Origin of the sequence: Streptomyces sp. NPDC050418, assembly GCF_044458745.1 — a bacterium.
Lineage (GTDB): Bacteria > Actinomycetota > Actinomycetes > Streptomycetales > Streptomycetaceae > Streptomyces.
Genome location: NZ_JBITIG010000001.1, coordinates 245713 through 266004, shown reverse-complemented (window position 1 = coordinate 266004; position 20292 = coordinate 245713). Strand labels below are relative to the sequence as shown.

At 69.3% G+C, this 20292-nt stretch carries 19 protein-coding genes; 8 read left to right on the top strand and 11 right to left on the bottom strand.

The window, feature by feature from the left end:
- The 3 genes from ACIBI4_RS01240 to ACIBI4_RS01230 all read left to right on the top strand — a co-directional run bounded on the left by ACIBI4_RS01240 (position 1) and on the right by ACIBI4_RS01230 (position 2666).
- Positions 1-1197: an MFS transporter gene (locus ACIBI4_RS01240; protein WP_399201426.1), complete on the top strand. Its 1197-nt coding sequence runs from the start codon at positions 1-3 to the stop codon at positions 1195-1197.
- Positions 1198-1302: 105 nt separating this feature from the next.
- A complete protein-coding gene (locus ACIBI4_RS01235; RefSeq protein ID WP_399201425.1) occupies positions 1303-1950 on the top strand; it encodes a lysophospholipid acyltransferase family protein in 648 nt (215 codons plus the stop codon).
- Positions 1951-2123: 173 nt separating this feature from the next.
- The gene (locus ACIBI4_RS01230) at positions 2124-2666 is read left to right on the top strand and encodes an RICIN domain-containing protein (RefSeq protein WP_399201424.1); all 543 of its coding nucleotides are present in this window, start codon (positions 2124-2126) and stop codon (positions 2664-2666) included.
- A 51-nt stretch (positions 2667-2717) separates the two neighbouring features.
- On the opposite strand, the gene ACIBI4_RS01225 is transcribed toward ACIBI4_RS01230, so the two are convergent.
- From ACIBI4_RS01225 to ACIBI4_RS01175, 11 genes are all read right to left on the bottom strand, one after another.
- On the bottom strand, positions 2718-3983 hold the full coding sequence (locus ACIBI4_RS01225) for a hypothetical protein (protein WP_399201423.1): 1266 nt from the start codon (positions 3981-3983) through the stop codon (positions 2718-2720).
- Between the two features lie 242 nt (positions 3984-4225).
- Complete coding sequence (locus ACIBI4_RS01220) at positions 4226-5332, bottom strand: ABC transporter substrate-binding protein (RefSeq protein ID WP_399201422.1); 1107 nt, start codon at positions 5330-5332, stop codon at positions 4226-4228.
- Positions 5333-5646: 314 nt separating this feature from the next.
- On the bottom strand, positions 5647-6105 hold the full coding sequence (locus ACIBI4_RS01215; RefSeq protein WP_399201421.1) for an RrF2 family transcriptional regulator: 459 nt from the start codon (positions 6103-6105) through the stop codon (positions 5647-5649).
- A 116-nt stretch (positions 6106-6221) separates the two neighbouring features.
- Positions 6222-7124, bottom strand: a complete 903-nt coding sequence (locus tag ACIBI4_RS01210) for a TauD/TfdA dioxygenase family protein (protein ID WP_399201420.1) — start codon at positions 7122-7124, stop codon at positions 6222-6224.
- 76 nt (positions 7125-7200) lie between these two features.
- Entirely contained in the window at positions 7201-8124 is a 924-nt protein-coding gene (locus ACIBI4_RS01205; protein WP_399201419.1) for an ABC transporter permease, read from the bottom strand.
- The gene (locus tag ACIBI4_RS01200) at positions 8121-8942 is read right to left on the bottom strand and encodes an ABC transporter ATP-binding protein (protein WP_399201988.1); all 822 of its coding nucleotides are present in this window, start codon (positions 8940-8942) and stop codon (positions 8121-8123) included. Before ACIBI4_RS01200 ends, ACIBI4_RS01205 begins: the two co-directional genes overlap by 4 nt.
- Before the next feature lie 41 nt (positions 8943-8983).
- A complete protein-coding gene (locus tag ACIBI4_RS01195) occupies positions 8984-10039 on the bottom strand; it encodes an ABC transporter substrate-binding protein (protein WP_399201418.1) in 1056 nt (351 codons plus the stop codon).
- 210 nt (positions 10040-10249) lie between these two features.
- Positions 10250-11482 (bottom strand): acyl-CoA dehydrogenase family protein, encoded by a 1233-nt coding sequence (locus ACIBI4_RS01190; protein WP_399201417.1) that lies wholly within the window; start codon positions 11480-11482, stop codon positions 10250-10252.
- A gap of 14 nt (positions 11483-11496) precedes the next feature.
- Positions 11497-12084 (bottom strand): winged helix-turn-helix domain-containing protein, encoded by a 588-nt coding sequence (locus tag ACIBI4_RS01185; RefSeq protein WP_399201416.1) that lies wholly within the window; start codon positions 12082-12084, stop codon positions 11497-11499.
- Positions 12085-12297: 213 nt separating this feature from the next.
- Positions 12298-14268, bottom strand: coding sequence for an FAD/NAD(P)-binding protein (locus ACIBI4_RS01180; protein ID WP_399201415.1), 1971 nt, complete (start codon positions 14266-14268; stop codon positions 12298-12300).
- Positions 14265-15314, bottom strand: a complete 1050-nt coding sequence (locus ACIBI4_RS01175; RefSeq protein WP_399201414.1) for an amino acid ABC transporter permease — start codon at positions 15312-15314, stop codon at positions 14265-14267. Before ACIBI4_RS01175 ends, ACIBI4_RS01180 begins: the two co-directional genes overlap by 4 nt.
- A gap of 592 nt (positions 15315-15906) precedes the next feature.
- On the opposite strand from ACIBI4_RS01175, the gene ACIBI4_RS01170 reads away from it, so the two are divergent.
- The 5 genes from ACIBI4_RS01170 to ACIBI4_RS01150 are packed head-to-tail and all read left to right on the top strand — an operon-like array spanning position 15907 to position 20258.
- Entirely contained in the window at positions 15907-17064 is a 1158-nt protein-coding gene (locus ACIBI4_RS01170; RefSeq protein WP_399201413.1) for an LLM class flavin-dependent oxidoreductase, read from the top strand.
- Entirely contained in the window at positions 17061-17576 is a 516-nt protein-coding gene (locus ACIBI4_RS01165; RefSeq protein ID WP_399201412.1) for a GNAT family N-acetyltransferase, read from the top strand. Before ACIBI4_RS01170 ends, ACIBI4_RS01165 begins: the two co-directional genes overlap by 4 nt.
- A complete protein-coding gene (locus ACIBI4_RS01160; RefSeq protein ID WP_399201411.1) occupies positions 17573-18517 on the top strand; it encodes an ABC transporter substrate-binding protein in 945 nt (314 codons plus the stop codon). Before ACIBI4_RS01165 ends, ACIBI4_RS01160 begins: the two co-directional genes overlap by 4 nt.
- Before the next feature lie 12 nt (positions 18518-18529).
- Positions 18530-19501, top strand: coding sequence for an amino acid ABC transporter permease (locus tag ACIBI4_RS01155; RefSeq protein ID WP_399201410.1), 972 nt, complete (start codon positions 18530-18532; stop codon positions 19499-19501).
- Positions 19491-20258: an amino acid ABC transporter ATP-binding protein gene (locus ACIBI4_RS01150; protein ID WP_399201409.1), complete on the top strand. Its 768-nt coding sequence runs from the start codon at positions 19491-19493 to the stop codon at positions 20256-20258. Before ACIBI4_RS01155 ends, ACIBI4_RS01150 begins: the two co-directional genes overlap by 11 nt.
- Positions 20259-20292: the final 34 nt, after the last annotated feature.

Here is a 20292-nt window from a genome sequence, read left to right as displayed (position 1 = left end):
GTGCGAACGAATAGACCGATAGTGCTGCTGGCCGTGGGGCATGCCTGCGTCGACATCTACCAGGGCGCCGTAGCGGCGCTGATCCCGTACTTCCTGGCCGAACGGGACTACACCTACGCGGTAGCCTCCGGCATCGTCCTGGCCGCGTCCCTGCTCTCGTCGGTGGCCCAGCCGCTGTTCGGTGCGCTCACCGACCGGTGGGCGATGCCGTGGCTGCTGCCGGTCAGCACTCTGTTGGGCGGCGTGGGCATCGCGCTCAGCGGACTGAGCGGCTCCTACGCGCTCACCTTGCTCTTCGTCGCCGTGTCCGGCGTCGGCGTCGCGGCGTACCACCCGGAATCCGCCCGCGTGGCCCGGCTGGCGAGCAACGGCAGCCACAGTGCGATGAGTTGGTTCTCCCTCGGCGGCAACATCGGCTTCGCACTCGCACCGCTCATGGTGGCGGCCGCGATCGGTCACGGCTCCCTGCGCTGGACACCCGTCCTCGTCCTGCCCGCGCTCGCCGGCGCCGCCCTGTGCGTACCGGTCCTGCGGATGCTGGCCCGGCCGGAGAGCGGCCAGGCCAGGACGCGGCCGCCGCGCGGCGCCGACGACGTGGCCTCGTTCCTGAAGCTGTCCCTGGCGGTCGTCTTCCGCTCCATCGTCTTCACGGGCCTGAGCACCTTCATCGCCCTCTACGCGCGACAGCGCATGGACGGCTCCGCCACCGCGGGGACGGTCGCCCTGTTCCTTCTCTTCCTGGGCGGCGCCTTCGGCTCGCTCCTGGGCGGAACCCTGGCCGGCCGCTACGACCGCGTCCGCGTCTCCCGCTGGTCCTACCTGCTGTCCGTCGCCGCCGTCACCGGCGTGCTCTACGTACCCGGGCCGGCGATGTTCGTCTTCGTGGCCCTCACCTCGGCGGGCCTGTACGTCCCGTTCTCCCTCCAAGTCACCCTCGGCCAGGACTACTTGCCGTCCCGTATCGGCACCGCGAGCGGCGTCACGCTCGGCCTCACGGTCAGCGTCGGCGGCCTCGCCGGCCCGTTCCTCGGCCACCTCGCGGACACCACGGACCTCCGGACGGCCCTCACCCCGCTGATCGCGATGCCCGCGCTGAGCTGGCTGCTCTTCCGGGCGCTGCCCGAGCCCACTTGGCCCGGCGACAAGGCCGCTGCACCTGCGCCGCCGCGGCAAGGCGCGGAGTCCGGCACGAGCTGAGTGGACCGTGTGTCGAAGATGAGTACGAGCGCTCAGGTCGCCGCACGGCACAGCATGAACGATGGCGATCACCACCCATCAGTTCACTGTCCGCAGGAGAACGCGTTGCTCAGCCGTCTCGCCCACGTACTCGTTCCGGCCTTCGGGCGCCTCACCGTGACCACCGATCCCGGCGCCGCGTTCGCGCCGGGCAGCCTCCTCGTCGCGAACCACACGTCACTTGCCGACCCTGCGATCGTCCTCGCCGCACTGCACCGTCTGGAGGTCCGGCCCGTCGTGATGGCCACGGCGGGTCTGTGGCGCATTCCCGTCCTCGGTTCCGCCCTGGCCCGCGAAGGACACATCCCCGTCCACCGCGGTGACCGCCGCGCGGCGGAGGCACTCGACCTCGCTGCTTCCGCACTGGACGACGGCCGGCTTGTCCTCATCTACGGCGAGGGCCGCCTCCCCGCGCGCCTGGACGCCTCGGAGTCCGCTCCCGCCGCGTTCCGCAGCGGCATCTCCCGGCTCGTGGAAAGGACGGGCGCACCGATCGTCCCGATCGGCCAGGCCGGCGCCCGACGGGTCACCTCAGGAAGCGCCGCCAAGCAACTGGCGGGCCTGGCCACGGCGCCAGTGCGCCGCCCGGAGCTGCATGTGCACGTGGGCGCGCCTCTCACGGCGATCCGATCCGGCCACCGCTCCATTCGTACGCGGCGTGCGCACGACGCGGTGACCGCTGCGTGGCGAACGGCGGCGGGGCGCCTCGGCTGAGCAGAGCCGGGCGGCGGTGAAGTCGCGAGCGCGTCGACACCGTGCTGACCTGCGATGTCGTGGGCTGAGGAGGTGTCGGCGGTGGAATGGCGAGACACTGGGGTGACAGTCTCGCGGTCTCGTTCGAGACGGCTGACCTCACCAGGCGATCGATGAACACGTGGTGAATCGTGATGCAGCACAATCGATGTGCGGTACTGGCGGCCCTGCTCGCCGTAGTTCCCGTGGCGACGGTTTCGAGTGCGCAGGCCGTCGAACCACCCGACCGTTCCGTCCAGGCGGCTCCCTGGAAGCCGGTCGGCCCGTACCAGTTCACGAATCAGGGCGCCGGCCGCTGCCTGGGCTTCCCCGCCGGTGACGACCGGGTCCGGGTGTGGGACTGCACCACGGAGGCGTACCAGCTCTGGGATCTGGTGTCCGACGGCCGGGGCCACTTCGCGGTCGTCAACCGGCGCAACGGCGAGTGCCTCGCAGGCCACTCGCAGGGCCCGAGCGGCTGGTCGACTTGGCTGTCGGCCTGCGACTACAGCTTGAGCAACGCCGACCAGCTCTGGTCCGTCGACCCGGCGGTGGGCCCCAACCCCGGTCGCATCGCGAATCTCTCCGGCCGCGTCCTGGAGCCTGTGCCGGGCGGTGCGAACGAGTCCCGGGTCGCGACCAACGACGACCGGGGAGTGCCGATCCAGAGGTGGGGCATCGCCTACATCCAGCAGTAATCATTAACACCACACGGCGTTGACGCGGCGACCCCACCCAGGTCGCGACCCCTAACCGTCCTGAGCACGCACCCTGTTCATCGCGGCGTGGATCTGAAGCCAGGTCGGGTCGGAGCCGGACGCCTCGGTCACCGTGTCCAAGTCAACCTGCGACCAGGACTGTTGGCCGTCGCTGAGTTCCAGGTGCGACTCGAGGTCCTGCTCACCGTCGGGTACTTCGCTCGTGGAGTCCACGAAGGCACGTACCGCCTCGCCCATCGCCTTGAGGTCCGGTGAGCGCGAGTCGTCGCCCGAGGCCGTCAGGAGTGCGACGTCGCCCGCACCTGTGGCCGCGACGAGTTGCCCTGTCGCCAGCCTGCCCAGGGCAGTGATGGGTGCGCCGGTCAGCAGCCGGTGCGGCGTGGTGGATTCCTCGTCGAGGTCGAGCTCGATGAGTGTGCCGTCCGCATGGCCGACCCACAGCACGCCCGACCGGGCATCGAAGGCGATGTTCTGCCGTGACCAGTCCGGGTCCTCCACCGGGTCGCCGTTCTCGTCCGCCTCAAGGTTGGTGGAGAGGATCAGGCGAAGCGTCGGGAACTCGTAGACCTCCAGGGTCTCCGCGTAGGCGTTGCCGCGAATCGCGAAATGACGGCCGTCCGCGCTGAACACCGGTGCCTCGTAGCCGTCGACGTCGATGATCAGTGCCGTGCGCAGGAACCGGAGGGGGCCGGGCTCGCTGTCGGTGCGGCCGAACAGCATGAGGGTGGCGCCCTGGTCGCTGTTGTACGTTGCGACGAGACCGCCCGCAGGGTGCTCCACGATGCCGGTGTCCCAGCCGCGGCCCGTGTGGACCTCTCCGCTCCGCAGGTCGATCGTGTCACTGCGGTCCCACAGTCCCGGAGTGCCGTTCGGCGAAGGCCAGCCCCACAGAGCATGGCCGTCCGGGCTGAACGCCACGTGCTGGTAGTCGGCGAGAGGTACGTACTCCATCTCGCGCACGTCCTCGCCGAGGGCGGCGCCTGGTGAGTCGCCGGCGGCAGGCTGCTTCCAATGCAACACCCGTCCGTCGTACGCCATCGCGAGCGCGGGCACTGCCGGGTGCCAGGCGACGGAGGGTGTGTCCCGGTCCCAACTGTCCACGTCCCCATACGGATCCGACTCGGCCCCGATGGTGATCAGGAGATCCAAGCGCCCCGCCGAGCAGTCCCAGACATGCACGGCAGGACGCTCCGCATCGAGGCCGGCCACCAGCGGAAGGCGTGGATGACACACGAGTCGTTCGACCTTCGCCCCGCCGACTACGCCTGCCCGCGCCGTGATCGCTGTTTCGCTCATGGCGGCAGCCTATGAGGCGCCACTGACAAGACGTGTCGTCAGGCGCCAGGCCCCTCCTGAGGCGCCCGCACCTCGATCCGGCTGCGCAGCGCGCGCGATGTTCCGCAGGGTCCATGGTCTCCATCGTCGGCTCCTCGGCGCGGCGGCCCCGGCACGGCGGCCGCCGAAGAGGCAGCCGCCGAGGAGCGTGATGTCGTCGAGGGTGACTTGCTGCCCTCCGGGCAGGCCTTCGGGACCGGTTGCTACTTCGCGCCGAGACCGGCGTCGTCGACCTCGTCCTCGCCCGCCGCCTTGAGGATCTTGTTGAGCGGGGTGAGGTCGTAGATGCCCTTGAGGTCGGGCTGGTCGAGGAGGCCCGCCTTGACTGCGTGCTGTGCCTGGACGTCGAGGGTGGCGGCCAGTGGGTCGTCGAGGAAGGTGATCGACTTCCATGCCGGGTCGATGACCTCGGCGGGCAGCTCCTTGCCCGACAGTTCCTTGAGCGCCGCGTTGGCGGAGGCCTTGGCCTCGTCCGGGTTTGCGTTGATCCACGCGTTGGTCTTCACCGAGCCGCGCAGGACCGCCTCGACGACGTCCGGGTGTTCCTTGAGGAAGCTCTGCGACACGATGATGTTCGTGATCACGAACTTGTTGTCCGGCCACAGCGTCGACTCGTCGAGCAGCACCTTCGCGCCCTCGGAGACCAGCTTGGAAGCGGTCGGCTCGGGTACCCACGCGCCGTCGATGGAACCGGACTTGTAGGCGTTGGGGGTGATCTTGTTGTCTGTGCGGACGACGGAGACGTCACCCTTGCCGCTCTGTGCGTCGGCCTTCCAGCCCTTCTCCGCGATCCAGTTGAGGAACGCCACGTCCTGGGTGTTGCCGAGCTGAGGGGTGGCGATCTTCTTGCCCTTGAGGTCGTCCAGGGTCTTGATCTTGTCCGGGTTGACGACGAGCTTCACGCCGCCGGATGCGGAACCGCTGATGATGCGCAGGTTCTGGCCACCCGACTTGGTGTAGCCGTTGATGGAAGGGGAGGGGCCGATGAAGCCGATGTCGATGGAACCGGCGTTGAGCGCCTCGATCTCGGAAGGGCCGGCGTTGAAGGTCGCGGGCTTGATCTCGGTGCCGCCGAGCTCCTTCTGCAGCAGGCCCTCCTGGACGCCGACCAGGGCGGTGGCGTGCGTGAGGTTGGGGAAGTAGCCGATTCTCACCTCGTCGGCGGAGAGCTTCTTGGCGTTTGCCGCGACCTCGGTCTTCTTGTCGTCGTCGGCGGCGTTTGACCCGTAGCCGCAGGCGGTCAGCACAAGAGGGAGGGCGGCTATGGCGGCGAAGGTGCGCAAGGAGGTACGCGGGCGTGCGGCAGACACGGAGGTGTCCTCTCAGGAAGGAATGGAGCAGAAGGGAGGGGGCGTCGACGCCCGAGTGGTGTGCTGTGGCCGATTTCAGACGGGCCGACAGATGGCGCTGGACGTACGGCCGAAGTCGATGTGGCGGCGCACGGTCAGCAGGGGGAGAGACAGGTGCACGCTGTCATGCGTACTCATGGCCACCCCTCAATCCCTAGTATTCCTACCTGGCTGATAGGGATCGTGGCAGAAGGTGGCCCGCACCCCAAGAGGGTGTCTGCATGGTGGACGCGGCTGTCTCGAGCGCTGGAGGGTGCGCTGAACGGCCCTGAACGTCAGGGATTCACCCAGGCGTCAGGCATGTCGGCGAGGGCTGCCACCTCAGCGGGGAGGCGGGCCGACGCGACGTCGGCGAGAGACACACCCTCCAGGATCTCGCGCACATGGGAGCGCAGGGCGATCCACAGCGGGAGCAAGGACTCGGCGGGACCGGTGTACGACAGATCCGGTGGGCGGACCCCGCGCACGGAGACCAACGGGCCGTCCACGATGCGGATGATGTCGGCGATGCTGATGGAATCGGCGGGCTTCGCCAGCCGGTAACCGCCGTTGCCCCCGCGCTGGCTGACGACGAGACCGCCCCGGCGCATGTCGTTGAGGATGCTCTCGAGGAACTTGTGCGGAATGTCCTGTGCGGCGGCGATCGCCTCGGCCTTGAGCGGCGCGTCGTCCCGCGACGCGGCAAGATGCAGTGCGGCACGTACCGCGTAGTCCGCCCTGGCTGAGATCCGCATACGTCCATTATCCGGTATGGCGCGGCGTGCTTCCCCGGCAGGTACGTGCCGCCGTGCAGTGCCATGCCGTGCCGTCCGGGCGCGGCCAGATGTTCGCGCCCGGACGGCCTCGGACCTCAGGCCGGGACGGGCGTGTAGTGCGAGGCGTCGTCTCCCTCGATGACGTGGCTGAGGGTTCCGTCGATGCCGGCAGGCACGTCGCCGGCGACGGTCACCCGGTGGAGCAGACGCGGCAGGTCGCCGTAGTCGTCCGGGGCGTAGTGCTGGGTGATGCGGTTGTCGAACAGCACGAGGTCGCCCGGCGACCAGACAACCCGCAGGACGTTCTCCGGACGGGTGACGTACGACTGGAAGATACGCAGCAGGTCGCGCGACTCGGACGGGCTGAGCCCGACGATGCTCTGGGCGAAGCCTCCGATGAACAGGCCGCGCTCCCCGGTCTCGGGATGGACACGGACGACCGGGTGGGCCGTTCGGTACTTCCGGGAGACGAACTGCCTGCGGTGTTCGGCGGCCTTCCCGGTCTTCGGGGCCGCGTAGTCGTAGTCGTTGGTGTGCACCGCCCACAGCTTGTCGGCCAGCTCGCGCAGTGATTCGGGCAGGTCCTGGTAGGCGGCGGCCGAGTTCGCGATGAGCGTGTTGCCGCCGTAGGGCGGGATCACGATGCCGCGCAGCGTGGACGCTTTCGGGGGTGTGCGGACGAACGTGACGTCCGTGTGCCACTGATTGGCGCGGATTCCCTCGTCACCGTCGACGGGGAGGATCTGCGGCTGTCCGTCGACGGAGGGGACCGTCGGGTGTGCCGTGGTGAGCTCGCCGAAGAGGGAGGCGAAGCGGAGCTGGCCCGCGTCGTCCAGGTCCTGGCCGCGGAAGACGAGCGCCTTGTGTTCGAGGAGCGCGGAGTTGATCTCGGTGACGAGGGAGGCAGCGAGGTGGTCGGCGGACAGGTCGACGCCGAGGATCTCGGCGCCAATGCGGCCGCCGATCCGGCGGACGTCGAAGCCGGTGCTTGTGGTCATGTGCGGGGTCCCTTCAGGACGTGATCGGGTAGGGAGTGGGCGAACTGTGGGGGCAGGGGGGGCGGGCGGGCCTCGCTCAGGCTCCGGGGGCGCGCCAGGAGCTGAGACGTCGCTCCACGAACACCAGGAACTGGTTGAAGACGACCCCGATGACGGAGATCGTGATGATGCCCGCGTACATCTGCGGGATCGCGAAGTTGTACTGCGAGGCGTTGATCAGGTAGCCGAGCCCGGCCTTCGCGCCGATCATTTCGGCGGCGACGAGCACCAGGATGGACACTGCTCCCGCCAGCCGGATGCCGGTGAACATCACGGGGACGGACGCCGGCAGGATGACTTTCCGGAACAGCTGCGGCGCGGACAGGTCCATCGACCGCGCCAGCTTCAGCAGGGTGGGGTCGACCGTGCGTACCGCGCTGATCGTGTTCAGCAGGATGGGCCAGGTGCACGCGTACACCACAATGGAGATCTTCGAGGTCTCGCCGATGCCGAGCAGCAGGACGAACACCGGCAGCAGGGCCAGTGCGGCGGTATTGCGGAACACCTCGAGGAGCGGTCCGAGCAGATCGGCGACCGGGCGGTACCAGCCGATCAACAGCCCCAGCGGCACGGCGACCAGCACGGCGAGACCGAAGCCGCTGAAGGAACGCACCAGGCTGGCGCGCGCGTTGTCGGCGAGCTGACCGTCGGCCGCCAGCTGCCACCATGCCTGGGCGACTTCGCTGAAAGGCGGCAGGAAGGTCCGGTCGACCAGTCCCATCCGTGGCGCCGTCTCCCACAACAGCAGCAGCGCCACGATCGCCGCGGATTTGGTCGCCGCACTCAGCAGCAGGAACGCCAGGCGGCGGATTCGGGCAGCGAACCGCGCGTCCCGGCCTGCACGCGGCTCGACGACACCTTCTTCCGCCTTTGAGGGCGCCAGGGCAAGCGATGAGGGGGCCGAGGTCTCGGTGGCCGTCGTCGTGGACTCGTGAGGTGATGTTCTGGTAGTGGAGCTCATACGGATGCCTCCTGCTTCTCCAACTCCTGCGCCCTGGCGACCTCGTCGTGCAGCAGTGACCAGATCTCGTGCCGGTGGTGCGCGAACTCAGGGCTGGAGCGCAGGTCGTCCGTGGCGGTACGGGACCCGAACGCGACCGGGACGATCTGCTTGATACGGCCGGGGCGTGACGTCATGACGGCCACGCGCTGCCCGAGGTACACGGCCTCGTCGATGCCGTGCGTGATGAAGACGACCGTCTTGCCGGTGCGCTGCCAGATGCGCAGGAGTTCGTCCTGCAGAGACTCGCGGGTCTGCGCGTCGAGTGCGGCGAACGGCTCGTCCATCAACAGCACATCGGGGTCGTACGCGAGGCTGCGGGCGATCGCCACCCGTTGGCGCATCCCACCCGACAGCTCGTGCGGGTGGCGGTCCTCGAAGCCGGTCAGGCCGACCAGCTCGAGGAACTCGCGGGCCAGCGTGGCCCGTTGACGCCTCGGCACGCCGGTGGCCTCCAGGCCGAACTCGACATTGCCTTGAGCCGTGCGCCACGGCAGCAGCGCGTACTGCTGGAAGACGATGCCGCGGTCAAGGCCCGGACCGGTGACGGGATCGCCGTCGAGAAGGATTTGTCCGGCGGTGGGCCGGGTGAGGCCGCCGAGCAGATCGAGGAGCGTGGACTTTCCGCAGCCGCTGGGGCCGACCAGCACCACGAATTCGCCGGCGGCTATCTCCAGGTCGATGCCGTCGAGTGCGGTGAATCGGGTGACGTTCCGATTCCTCGTACGCTCCTTGACGGTGAACTCCTTGCGCACGCCCTGGAATGCAATCTTGGGTATGCCGGATTGTGCCGGAGGATTGTATTTCGTCGTCACGGGAATCACCTTCCGCTCGTCGAAGCAGAGGTAGAGCCGGAGGCGGAGGCAGTGGCGTTGAATTTGTTGGTGTAGAGGTCAGGTAGTTTGACTTGTTCCTTCCTGATGTCGCCGCGTCCGGCCAGCCAATCGATCCACAGCTGGAGTTCCTTGCCCGCGACGCGGCCCGCCGGCTCGGCGACGCCGTAGGAGCGCCAGTATTTGAGCGGTTCGGGATCCTCGTTGCGGTCGCGCCTCTTCACGATGTCTGTCATGCGGGCGATGACTTCGTCGCGTGGCGTCGATCGGGACCATTCGATGGCCTTCCCCACGGCGGTGACGAAGGTCCGTGCGGTGGCAGGGTTCTGCTCGAGGAAGCGGTCGGTCATCACGTAGGTGCCGGCGCTGAACGCGCCGAGCAGGTCGAAGTCCGTGAACAGCGGCCGGATGCCGCCGGTCGCCAGTGCTTTGTCGCGCAGGACGCCGCCGAGGACGGCGACGTCGATCTGCTTCTGGCGCAGGCTCTGTTCCGTGTTGACCGGGGGTACGACCAGGCGTTCGGTCTTGTCGACGTCCGCCCGGCCCAGACCGCCCCGCTGGAGGTAGATGTCGAGCATGGCCTCGGAGTGCGCCCCGAGGGTGTTCATCCCGATCTTCTTGCCGATCAGGTCGCGGGCCCCGCGGATCGGGCTGTCCGTAAGGACGTAGAAGCCGTTGTACGCGTACTTGTCGGCGCCGTAGTAGCTGATGACCGCCTTGACGGGCGCCTTGTTGGCGGCCAGCTTGACCACCGCGCCGTTGAACGCGCCGCCGAAGTCGACCTGGCCCGTGGCCGCGGACTGGATGTCCTGCGGCCCGCTGATCGTGTTGCCGACCCACTCGAGCTTCAGGTCCCGGAGGTAGCCGAGGTCCTCGGCCAGCTCCGGCAGGATGACCTGGCCGGCCCAGCCCTGGTAGCGGAGAGTCTTTGTCCCGCCCTTGGCGGACGTGGCCCCGGACGCTGCTGTTCCACAGCCCGCGGCCAGGGTCGAGAGGCCGAGCAGGGTGAGGAACTGGCGTCGGGTCGATGCCGTCGTGGCCATGAAAGGGTCCTGTTCGATATCGATGGCGTGGCTGGAGTCAGCGATGGCGTAGCTGGAATTGGGCCGCGTCAGAAAGCGGGATACCTGGCGGAAATGCCTATGCCTGAAAGGCTGGCAGCGAACTCAGGTGTGGTCAACGCTGCTCGGGAACGCTTCGCATATTCTCAACACCAGGAAATGCCGGCGAACTGCCCCGTTCATATTTCCAGTTCACGCAGGCAGGGTGAACGGAGGGTGGCTGCCGTTGAGGTAGTAGTCGCCGACATCGCGGAGCCGATGGGTGACGGGCTCGTACAGGGTGTGGGTCCGGACGTTGCGCCAGAAGCGGTCGAAGCCCAGCCGGGATGAGGCGGCGCGAGGGCCGATGATGCCGAGGGCGCGGGTCGCGGACTCCTGCGCGGCCGTGGCGGCTGCCGCTTCGGCCATGGCCACCAGGGCGGAGGCCTCCGCGCACGTGTCATAGGTGAGTTGCTCGCCCAGGGCCAGCGCACCCTGCACGGCCGCCAGTGCCTGCTCGGTGAGCGCGGAGGCGGCGCGGGTGAGGACGGTGAGCTCTCCGTAGACAGTCAGCGCCTGTGGATCGCGCGGGGCGCCGGCCGGGTACCGGGGCGCGTGACCTGTCCTGCTGTACTCGCGGGTTTCGGCGAGCACCCCCTCGGCCGTGCCGAGAAGGAGCTGGACGAAGACGAGACGTCCGACCGGGGACAGCAGGGCGGCGCGGGGTGAGGGGCAGTCCTCGTCCGAGGACAGGGAGCCGATCACGTCGTCGGCGGCGACCGGGGCACCGTCGAACTCCACGTCGGCGCCGGCCGCGAGCCGTCGGCCGAACGCGTCGGCTGCGTCATCGATCCGCACCCCGCGACCGGTGGGGTCCACGGCGACGGCGAATGGTTCACCTGTGTCCTGCCGTACGGCGCGCACCGCGAGACGGTCGGCGACCAGCACTCCGGTGGTGTAGCTCTGCCGGCCGTCGAGCACCAGGCCGCGGGAGGTCCGGGCCAGGCGCAGCGGCGGCTCCTGCCGGGCCAGACCGCCACCCCAGAGCCGCCCGGCCGTCGCGGACGGCTTGCTCGCCTGCGTACCGCGACTGAGCCTGCGCAGGAACGGGCCGCTCCACGCCAGGAAGTAGTGATGGCCGAGCAGTTGGCCGATCGCGCCATCGGCGGCCGCGATCTCCCGGACCACGGCACAGGCCGTGGACCAGTCCGTGTCGCCCGGAGAGCCGCCGCCCTCCGTGCCGCCCGGAGACAGGAGTCCCAGGAGGCCGGCCTCGCGCAGCTGGGCCACCTCGGCGAGCGGAGCCTTGCCCGCCTGCTCCCTGGCCACCGCGTCCGTCGCCAGGTCCTCGGCCGCCTCGCGGGCCACGCGCAGCCAGTGCGCGGGGCCGGGCCCGGTGAGTCCGGACACCGGGGCAAGGTGGGAGGGCGCGGTGGCAAGGGCCATGGGACGTGAGTTCCTCAAGGTCGGCTGCTCGGCGCGGTGTCGGGGCTCTCCTGCTGATCGGGCACGTACTTGTAGCCCACGCGCCGGACCGTGACGATTCGGTGGCGGTGGGCCCCCAGCTTGCGGCGCAGGCGGGCGATGTGGACGTCCACGGTGCGGCCGTCGCCGACGTGGTGGTAACCCCATACGGCGGTCACCAGGGCATCGCGCGCATGAACGCGGTGAGGGCGCCGGACGAGATACGCGAGGAGCTCGAACTCCAGGTAGGTGAGGTCGAGTTCCCGTCCGTCCACCTCGGCGACATGGCGTGCGGTGTCGATGCGCACGGCGTCGCGCGCTGCGGGCCCGGCCTCGTCCTGTGGCTGCAGGACCGGCGCGGGCTCCGCGACGACGGGGCGGATCTCCGGCAGCGGCCGGTCCTTGGCGAAGAGTTCGGCGGGGTCGGTGCCTTCGGGGACGAGGAGGAGATAGCCGACGAGAGGCGGCTCGGACGGGCGTCCGCCGGAGCCGCTCAGCGTGGTGGTGCCCACCAGGCGCAGCCGGCGTGCGTCGGGCAGCAGAGGTCGGCGGGCGGCGGTCTGGGCAGGAAGTGCCGTGGTCATGATGGTTGTCCCTTGGAAGTATGCAGGCGTTGGAAGGAGTGAGCGGAGGCTTCCTACGCGCGACAGCACGCGGCGCTGCCGACGTGACAGAAGTCGACATGCCGACGACGAACGAGTCGTTGCTGCGTACGGGACATGCTCATCATGCTGTGCATCCGTCCTGTGCACCGTCAAGGAATTCCTAGTAATTCGATAGGAAAACTGGGGAAGTTCTCACACTGTGAGAGGACGAGCGTCTTGCGGTGGCGCCGACGCCCCGGCATCGGTGGTGCTCAAGGTGCGCAGAAGCGCCCGTGCCACCGCGTCGTTCTGCCGGAAGCCGGGGGCGTTGGTGCGGGGCCGGGCGAAGGCGGCGACGGCGCGGCTGTTGGTGGGCGCACCGAGAGCGATACGGCGTGGATGACGGCCGCCGAGCGACGGGTCGATGACATGGCCGTCGGCGGGGGAGACCGCCACAAGGCCGGAACGATGGGTATACGCAGGGCTCTTGATGACCTCCTCGGCGGCCGCGCCGTCCCGGTGCAGGCCCCGCAGGAGAGGATCTTCGGTGCGGGCCAGTGAGGGCTTCGGCAGGTATGCCTCGATCAGGGCCGTGGCCCGGACGCGGTGGCCGGGCACGGTGGGGCTCGTGGCGGTGAACATGCCAGTCGTCTCGTCGGCGCCGACACGGACGTCCGCACCGGTGAAGTGGACGACCCCTGCCTGGGACAGCGCCAGGAGCCGGCGCAGCCTGAAGCCCGGCGGTCCTGAGGCGAGGAAGCTGAAGAACCCGTGCCACCAGCCGTCGAGTTCGTGGGCCACGGAGGCGGCCGTCAACCGTCCGCCGGCGACGAGACGGGGCAGCTGGCCGTAAATGGAGAGCAGCGCGAGGAACGCCCCGAGGTCCGCACTGAACTCCTGGTCCTCGCGACGCGCCACGTCCTGGGCGACGGTGGCGCGCAGGTGCTCCTGGAAGACCTCCGGTGTGGCGAAGGAACGGCCTGCCAGGGGGCGGTCCAGGGTCTCGAAGTCGAGTCGGTCCGCCGGATCGGGCACCGCCGTGGCGACGAGGGCGGCCATGGCGTCGGAGTACCAGTCGAGAAGGTCGTACGCCGCGACGAACCGCGGCCAGTCGATGGCCGTGCGCTCGGCGTGCGCGTGGAACAGCTCGTGGTAGTGGGCGAATCCGATCTCCTTGGCCATCAGCGGCCATACGTCGCGCCGCAGCTCCAGCGGCCGGTCCTCGGCGAGCAGGGCGTCCACCGCCGCGGGCCCGAAATGGCGCGGCAGCGGGGGGCGGGGTCCCTGCAGTCCGTAGCCGGTCTTCGAGTGGTACGGAACGCCGCGCCGCGAACCGACGTGCAGCACGGGCTCGTGGCCGGACGGCTGATAGGTGAGGGTTCCGTCGGCCTCGGTGCGGTAGGTGCCGCCTCGGCCCTCCGTGAGAAGAGCCATCAGGTCGATGAACGCCAGCCCGAAGCCCTGCACGATGACGTGCTCACCCGGTCGCAGCGCTGACAGGTCGGCGTCGGCGGTGAACTCCGGCGGGAGGTGGAAGCGGCCGTGCCGGCGGGCGAAGTCGGCGTGGTCGCGGTGATGCGCGTCCGGTGACGAGCCGAGGTGGCCCTGGGCGAGGACCACCAGGTCGGCGACGAGTGGCGTGGCACGGTCGGCCAGGCGCACCTGCTGCAGGCCGTCGGCCGGTCCGGTAACGGCCGTCGCGGTCGTGCGGTGCCAGGTGACGGTGATACCGGGCGGCAGTTCGCTCACGGCACGCCGGAACACCCAGTCCAGATAGGCACTCTGGGCACGGCGGGTCGGGAAGTCGCTCGGCGCGAGGCGGCGCAACTCGTCGCGCACGTCCGGATCGGCAGGCTCGGTGAAGGGTTCGTGGCGCGGGCCCCGGCCGGCGAACTGTCCGGCCCATTGGGCGAGCGAGGGCCCTGGCCGTACGGGCCCGTCGATGGTGGAGGTCTCGTCGGTGAACATGGTGACGTCCTCCGCCATCGAGTTCATCCTCAGGAGCGGCGACTGCTCCTGGCGCCATATCCGACCTGGTCCCGGCGGATACGGATCGACCAGATGGATGCGCAGCTCCCGGTTGTCGTCCCACAGTTCAGGGGCGTTGGCGGCGATGCGCTCCAGGAGGCCGGTGGCGCGCGGACCCGCGCCGACGACGACAAGGCCGGCGGCGGTCGGCGTCACCGGTCACCACCGGTCACCGGACGGGCATCGGCAGCGACGGCGAGGCGCAGCCGCCTTCGTACGGCCGAGGCCTGGCGTCGGAGACGTTGCAGCGGAGTGGGCGGCAGACTGCGGGAGTTGCCGCGGGCGTAGTGCCGCTCCACGTAGTACTGGCCTGTACTCAGGACACTGGTGACGGCGATGTACCAGAGCGTGGCCACCATGAGGAGCGGGATGACCTGATAGGTCTGGTTGTAGATCAGCTGCGCCGAGTACAGCAGGTCGTGGACGGCGAGGACGCTGACGATGCTGGTGCCCTTCAGGGTGCCGATCAGCATGTTCCCCGCGGTCGGCACGATGGAGCGCATCGCCTGAGGGATGACGATCCTGCGCAGGGTGCGGCGCTTGCTCAGCCCGAGTGCCTGGGCGGCCTCGGTCTGCCCGGACTCCACGGACAGAATGCCGCCGCGCACCACCTCGGCCGCGTACGCGCTCTCGTGCAGGGTCAGGCCGATCACGGCGGTCAGGGTGGGGCCGAGCAGATTGACCGTCTTGACGGTGAGGAACTCCGGGCCGAACGGGATGCCGAGGCTCAGCGTCGGATACAGAGCGCCGATGTTGAACCAGAACAGCAGTTGCACAAGGAGCGGCGTGGACCGGAAAACCCAGACGAAGCCCCAGCTCAGCGTGCGAAGGACCGGGTTGGCGGACAGGCGCATCACGGCGAGGACGGTGCCGAGCAGGAAGCCGAGGACCATCACCACCCCGGTCAGCCACAGCGTCAGGAGCAGACCGTCGAGTACGGCGACGGTGGTGAAGTAGTCGCCCACCACGCCCCACTGGAAGGCGTCGTTGCGGACCACGGAGTTCAGCACCATCGCGAGGACGAGCAGAGCGCCGGCGGCACTCGCCCAGCGGCCGAGGTGCCGGCGCGGGACGATGCGCGGCGCCACAGGGACGAAGGGGTCGGCGGCCAGGAGCTCGGCGGCGAGCGGCTCCGTGGCGAGGAAGGGCGGGGCGTGGGCCGGCACATGCGCGACCGGCGAGACATCGTATGGCTGGACCATGAAAGGGCTCCGGGTGAGGAAGTCGCAGGCGTGGATGACGACCCGGGCACGCACACAGGGCGCCCAGGGGCTCGCGTCGTCACACGCACCGCGTCCCTCAACGCGGCCGGACTGCCGACGTGCACAGCGCGCGGCAGCTCCGTCATCGATCGTATGTGCCTGCGGTCCGCAGCTGTCAACGAGATCCTTGTGGCAGCCATGTGAACAACAGATGGCAGTGCCATGCCTCAACGCCCGGTAAATACAGGGCAGTTGAACGTTCCAGGGTCCGGTCGGTGCTTGACGGGCGGCACGGCGTCCTGCTCAATGGGGCGCATGCCTGCCACAGAGCGCCTGGTCACGCGCGATCACATCGACTTCGGTCGAGTGTGGTCCGCGGCGTGTTGCGTCTGATCCGGCAGCGGGCCGCCTGAGCCCGGCCCTCTTCCTTCGCCTTTCGCGTTTTCCCTCGAAGCCCTCTGCGTCGTCACGCCTGCTTCGAACCTCCTCATCGTGCTGCAGCCGCCACCCTCGCGGCTGCCCATCGCCTCTGCCCGCACACGTGGCGCTCCGCCCTGCCCGCGTGCGGCTGCAATCCCGGAAAGGCCCCGTCATGCCCGTCGAATTCCTCGGAATCGCCGCCACCAACGACGGCTCGGAGACCACCGCGCGCTCCGGCGTCGCCTTCGACAAGGAGTACACACTCCGTCTCGCCCGCGCCCACGAGGACCACGGCTGGGACCGGGTGCTCTTCGCGTACGGTTCCGGATCACCGGATCCGGCGCCTGCCGCCGCGTACATCGCGAGCCGGCTCGACCAGCTGCAGATCCTTCTCGCCCACCAGCCGAACGTCTCGTACCCCACGTTCGCCGCGAAGACCTTCGCGACCCTCGACCGGATCAGCGACGGCCGGCTGACCGTGCACTTCATCACCGGCGGCAACGACCACGAGCAGGGCCGCGAAGGCGACACCCTCACCAAGGACGAGCGCTACGCCCGCACCCGCGAGTACATCCGGATCGTCAAGAAGATCTGGACCACGCACGAGCCCTTCGACCACGAAGGCGAGCACTACCGGTTCCACGACTTCGTCAGCGATGTCTTCCCCGTCCAGCAGCCGCGCCCGGGCGTCTCGTTCGGCGGTTCATCGGAGGCGGCGTACGAGGCCGGGGGCGCGGAGGCCGACATCTACTGCCTGTGGGGCGAGCCCTTGGCGAAGACGGCCGAGCAGATCGAACGGGTGAAGGCCGCCGCCAAAGCCGCGGGCCGCACTGATGTGCCACGCATCCAGGTGGCCTTCCGGCCGATCGTCGCGCCCACCGAGGAACTCGCCTGGGAGAAGGCCCAGCGAACCGTGGGCGCGATCCGCAAGCGCCGCGAGGCCGGTCTCGTACGCCACCACCGTTCCGATGCCCCGCAGAACACCGGTTCGCAGCGCCTGATCGCCATCGCCGAGGCCGGCGAACGCTACGACCGCGCGCTGTGGACCCCGACCGCCGCCGCGACCGGCGGCGCGGGCAACTCCAACGCCCTGGTCGGCACCCCGGAGACGGTCGCCCAGGCACTGCTCGACTACTACGACTTGGGTGTCGACATCCTCTCCGCACGCGGCTACGACCTGCTCGGCGATGCCATCGACTTCGGCCGCCACGTCATCCCGATCGTCCGCGAGGAGGTCGCCAGGCGCGACGCCGAGCGCGACGCCAAGCGCGCGGCGGCCGGTCGTGACCGGGCCGGTGAGGCGCACAGCCTCGCGGCGGTGAACGGATGACCTCCGCACCGGAACTGACCGTCATCCACGTGCAAGTCTCCGACCCGCGCGTGCGCCCCCTGCTGCGGGAGCTCGGCCACGAATACTCGACGCGCTACGGCAAGGACGCGCACACCGAGATATCCCGCTACCCGGACGAGGAGTTCACCCCGGCGTACGGCGGACTGCTCCTGCTGCTCCTGGAGCGGGGCGAGCCCGTCGCGGGTGGTGCGTTCCGCCGCTACGACGCCCGGACCGCGGAACTGAAACGGATCTGGACGCACTCCGCCGCCCGCCGTCGCGGACTCGGCCGCCGTGTCGTCGCCGAACTGGAACGCGAGGCGGGAGCCCGCGGCTACCGGCGCATCCACCTGACGACCGGGCCGCGCCAGCCCGAGGCCCGCGGCCTGTACCTGGCCACCGGCTACACGCCGCTGTTCGACACGGCCGCCGACCCGGAAACCATCGGCCCGCTGCCGTTCGAGAAGCAGCTCACCCTCCCTGCGCACCCTGGAAAGGCCATCGAACAGTGAAGCTCCGACTGCGGCGGACAGCAGCCGCCCTCGCACTGCTGCCCCTCCTGGCCGTGACCGCCTGCGGCTCCGGCAACGACGCCGCACCGGCCGGGGCACAGGCCTCGGCCGCGCCGACCGACGATCCGGTGGCCGCCGTACGCAAGGTGGAATCGGCGGCGGCCCTGCTGCCCGAGGACATACGGACGTCAGGCACCCTGCGCGTCGGCACCTCGGTCGGGTTCCCGCCCGGGGCCTACTACCCGAGCGGTTCCGACAAGGCGCCCGCCGGGCAGGACATCGACCTCGCGGATGCCGTCGCCAAGGTGCTCGGTGTGCGGCTGGAGCGCCAGGACGCCTCGTTCGAAACGATCCTGCCCGCCCTCGGGAGCGGCAAGTACGACTTCGGTACCGGCAACTTCGGCGTCACCGCGGAACGACTGAGGACCATCGACTTCGTCACCTACATCAATGACGGCCAGGGCTTCGCCGTGAAGAAGGGCAATTCCGAACTCGGCAAGAAGGTCACCGGCCTCACACAACTGTGCGGCCTGACCATCGGCACCGGCGCCGGCACCACCTTCGAGGCGACCCTCACCGAGCAGAAGGGCAGCTGCGCGAAGGAGGGCAGGAAGCCGTACGACGTGAAGGTCTACTCGGAGAACGGCGCGACCCTCACGGCGCTCCAGCAGGGCCGCATCGACGTGATCATGTCGACCATCAACGGCCTGCGCTACCAGGCCGCTCAGCGCGCGTCGGGCGCCGAGTTCCTCGGCGAGTTCCACCGGCTCGACGTGGGCTTCGCGTTCAAGAAGGGTTCCCCGCTCACCAAGGCCTTCCAGGCCGCCGTCAACGAGCTGATCAAGGACGGGACGTACGAGCGGATTCTGAAGAAGTGGGGCACGTCGGCCTCCGCGATCGAGTCCTCGCGTATCAACCCGCCTGAGCACCGGCAGAGTTGAGCGGAGAGGACCATGTCGTCGATCACCGAGAACGCGCCGCCCGGTACGGCCGCCGCAGACCCGCGGACGCCCGCTCCCGGCGACCCCGCCTCGTTCACCGTCGTTCCCGCCCGCCACTGCGCGCGCTGGGTCGCGACCGTGGCCGTGCTCGTCCTGCTCGCCCAGTTCGCCCACGGGCTCGCCACCAACCCGGTCTGGGAATGGGGCGTCTTCTCCGACTACTTCCTGTCCGAGACCATCGTCCAGGCAGTGTGGGTGACGCTCCAGCTCACCGCCTACGCCACGGTCCTCGGCTTCCTCCTGGGCGTCGTGCTGGCCTTCATGCGCCTGTCGCGCAGTCCGGTGCTGCAGACCGTCGCCTGGAGCTACATCTGGATCTTCCGGTCGATCCCGATGATCGTGCAGCTGGTGTTCTGGTTCAACCTCAGTGCGCTGTACGCCCAGTTGGGCGTCGGCATCCCGTTCGGTCCCGTGCTCTGGTCCGTCGACAGCAACAGCATCATCGGGACCATGGGGGCCGCGATCATCGGTCTCACTCTGCACCAGGCCGCGTACGCCGCCGAGATCGTGCGGGGCGGCGTACTCGCCGTCGACCACGGACAGTCCGAGGCCGCGGCCGCTCTCGGCATCCCGCGGCTGCGGCAGATCCGGCGGATCGTGCTGCCCCAGGCCATGCGCGCCATCCTGCCCACCGCCGGCAACGAGATCATCGGCCTGCTCAAGGGCACATCCGTCGTCTACGTGATGTCGATCGGCGAGCTCTTCTACCAGGTCCAGGTGATCTACGGACGCAACGGCCGGGTGATCCCGCTGCTCCTCGTCGCCACGGCCTGGTACGTGGTCCTCACCTCACTGCTGTCCATCGCCCAGTACTACGTGGAGCGGCGATACGCCCGCGGCGCCGACCGGACCCCGCCCCTCACCCCGCTCCAGCGCGCCCGCCGGTTCCTTTCCCGTCCCTTGGAGACCGCTCATGACAAGTGAGGTGATGGTGGACGTCCACGGCGTCCACAAGAGCTTCGGACCGCTCGACGTACTGCGTGGTGTCGACCTCCAGGTGCGAGCCGGTGAAGTGACCGTGGTCCTCGGACCTTCCGGCTCCGGCAAGTCCACGCTCCTTCGCACCATCAACCAACTGGAGAAGGTCAACGGCGGCTGGATCAGCATCGACGGCGAGCTCATCGGCTACCGGCGCTCCGGCAGCCGGCTGTACGAACTGAAGGAGAAGGACGTACTGAAGCAGCGCACCCATATCGGGTTCGTCTTCCAGAACTTCAACCTCTTCCCGCATCTGACCGTCCTCGACAACCTCGTCGAAGCGCCCGTCTCGGCGCTGCGCCGGCCGCGCAAGGAGGCCGAGGACACCGCCCGCGGCCTGCTCGACCGGGTCGGGCTCGCCGACAAGGCCGACGCCTATCCGCGTCAGCTCTCCGGCGGCCAGCAGCAGCGCGTGGCGATCGCCCGCGCGCTCGCTCTCGCGCCCAAGGTGCTCCTTTTCGACGAACCCACCTCGGCGCTCGACCCGGAATTGGTCGGTGAAGTCCTCGACGTCATCAAGGACCTGGCCCGCACCGGCACCACGATGATCATCGTCACCCACGAGATCGGATTCGCCCGCGAGGTCGCCGACACCGTGGTGTTCATGGACGACGGAGTCGTCGTCGAGCAAGGGCCGCCCTCGGCCGTCCTCGACGCCCCCCAGCACGAGCGCACCCGCGCGTTCCTCTCCAAGGTCCTGTGACCAGCCCTCACCCCGCCCCTCGTTTCGCACACCC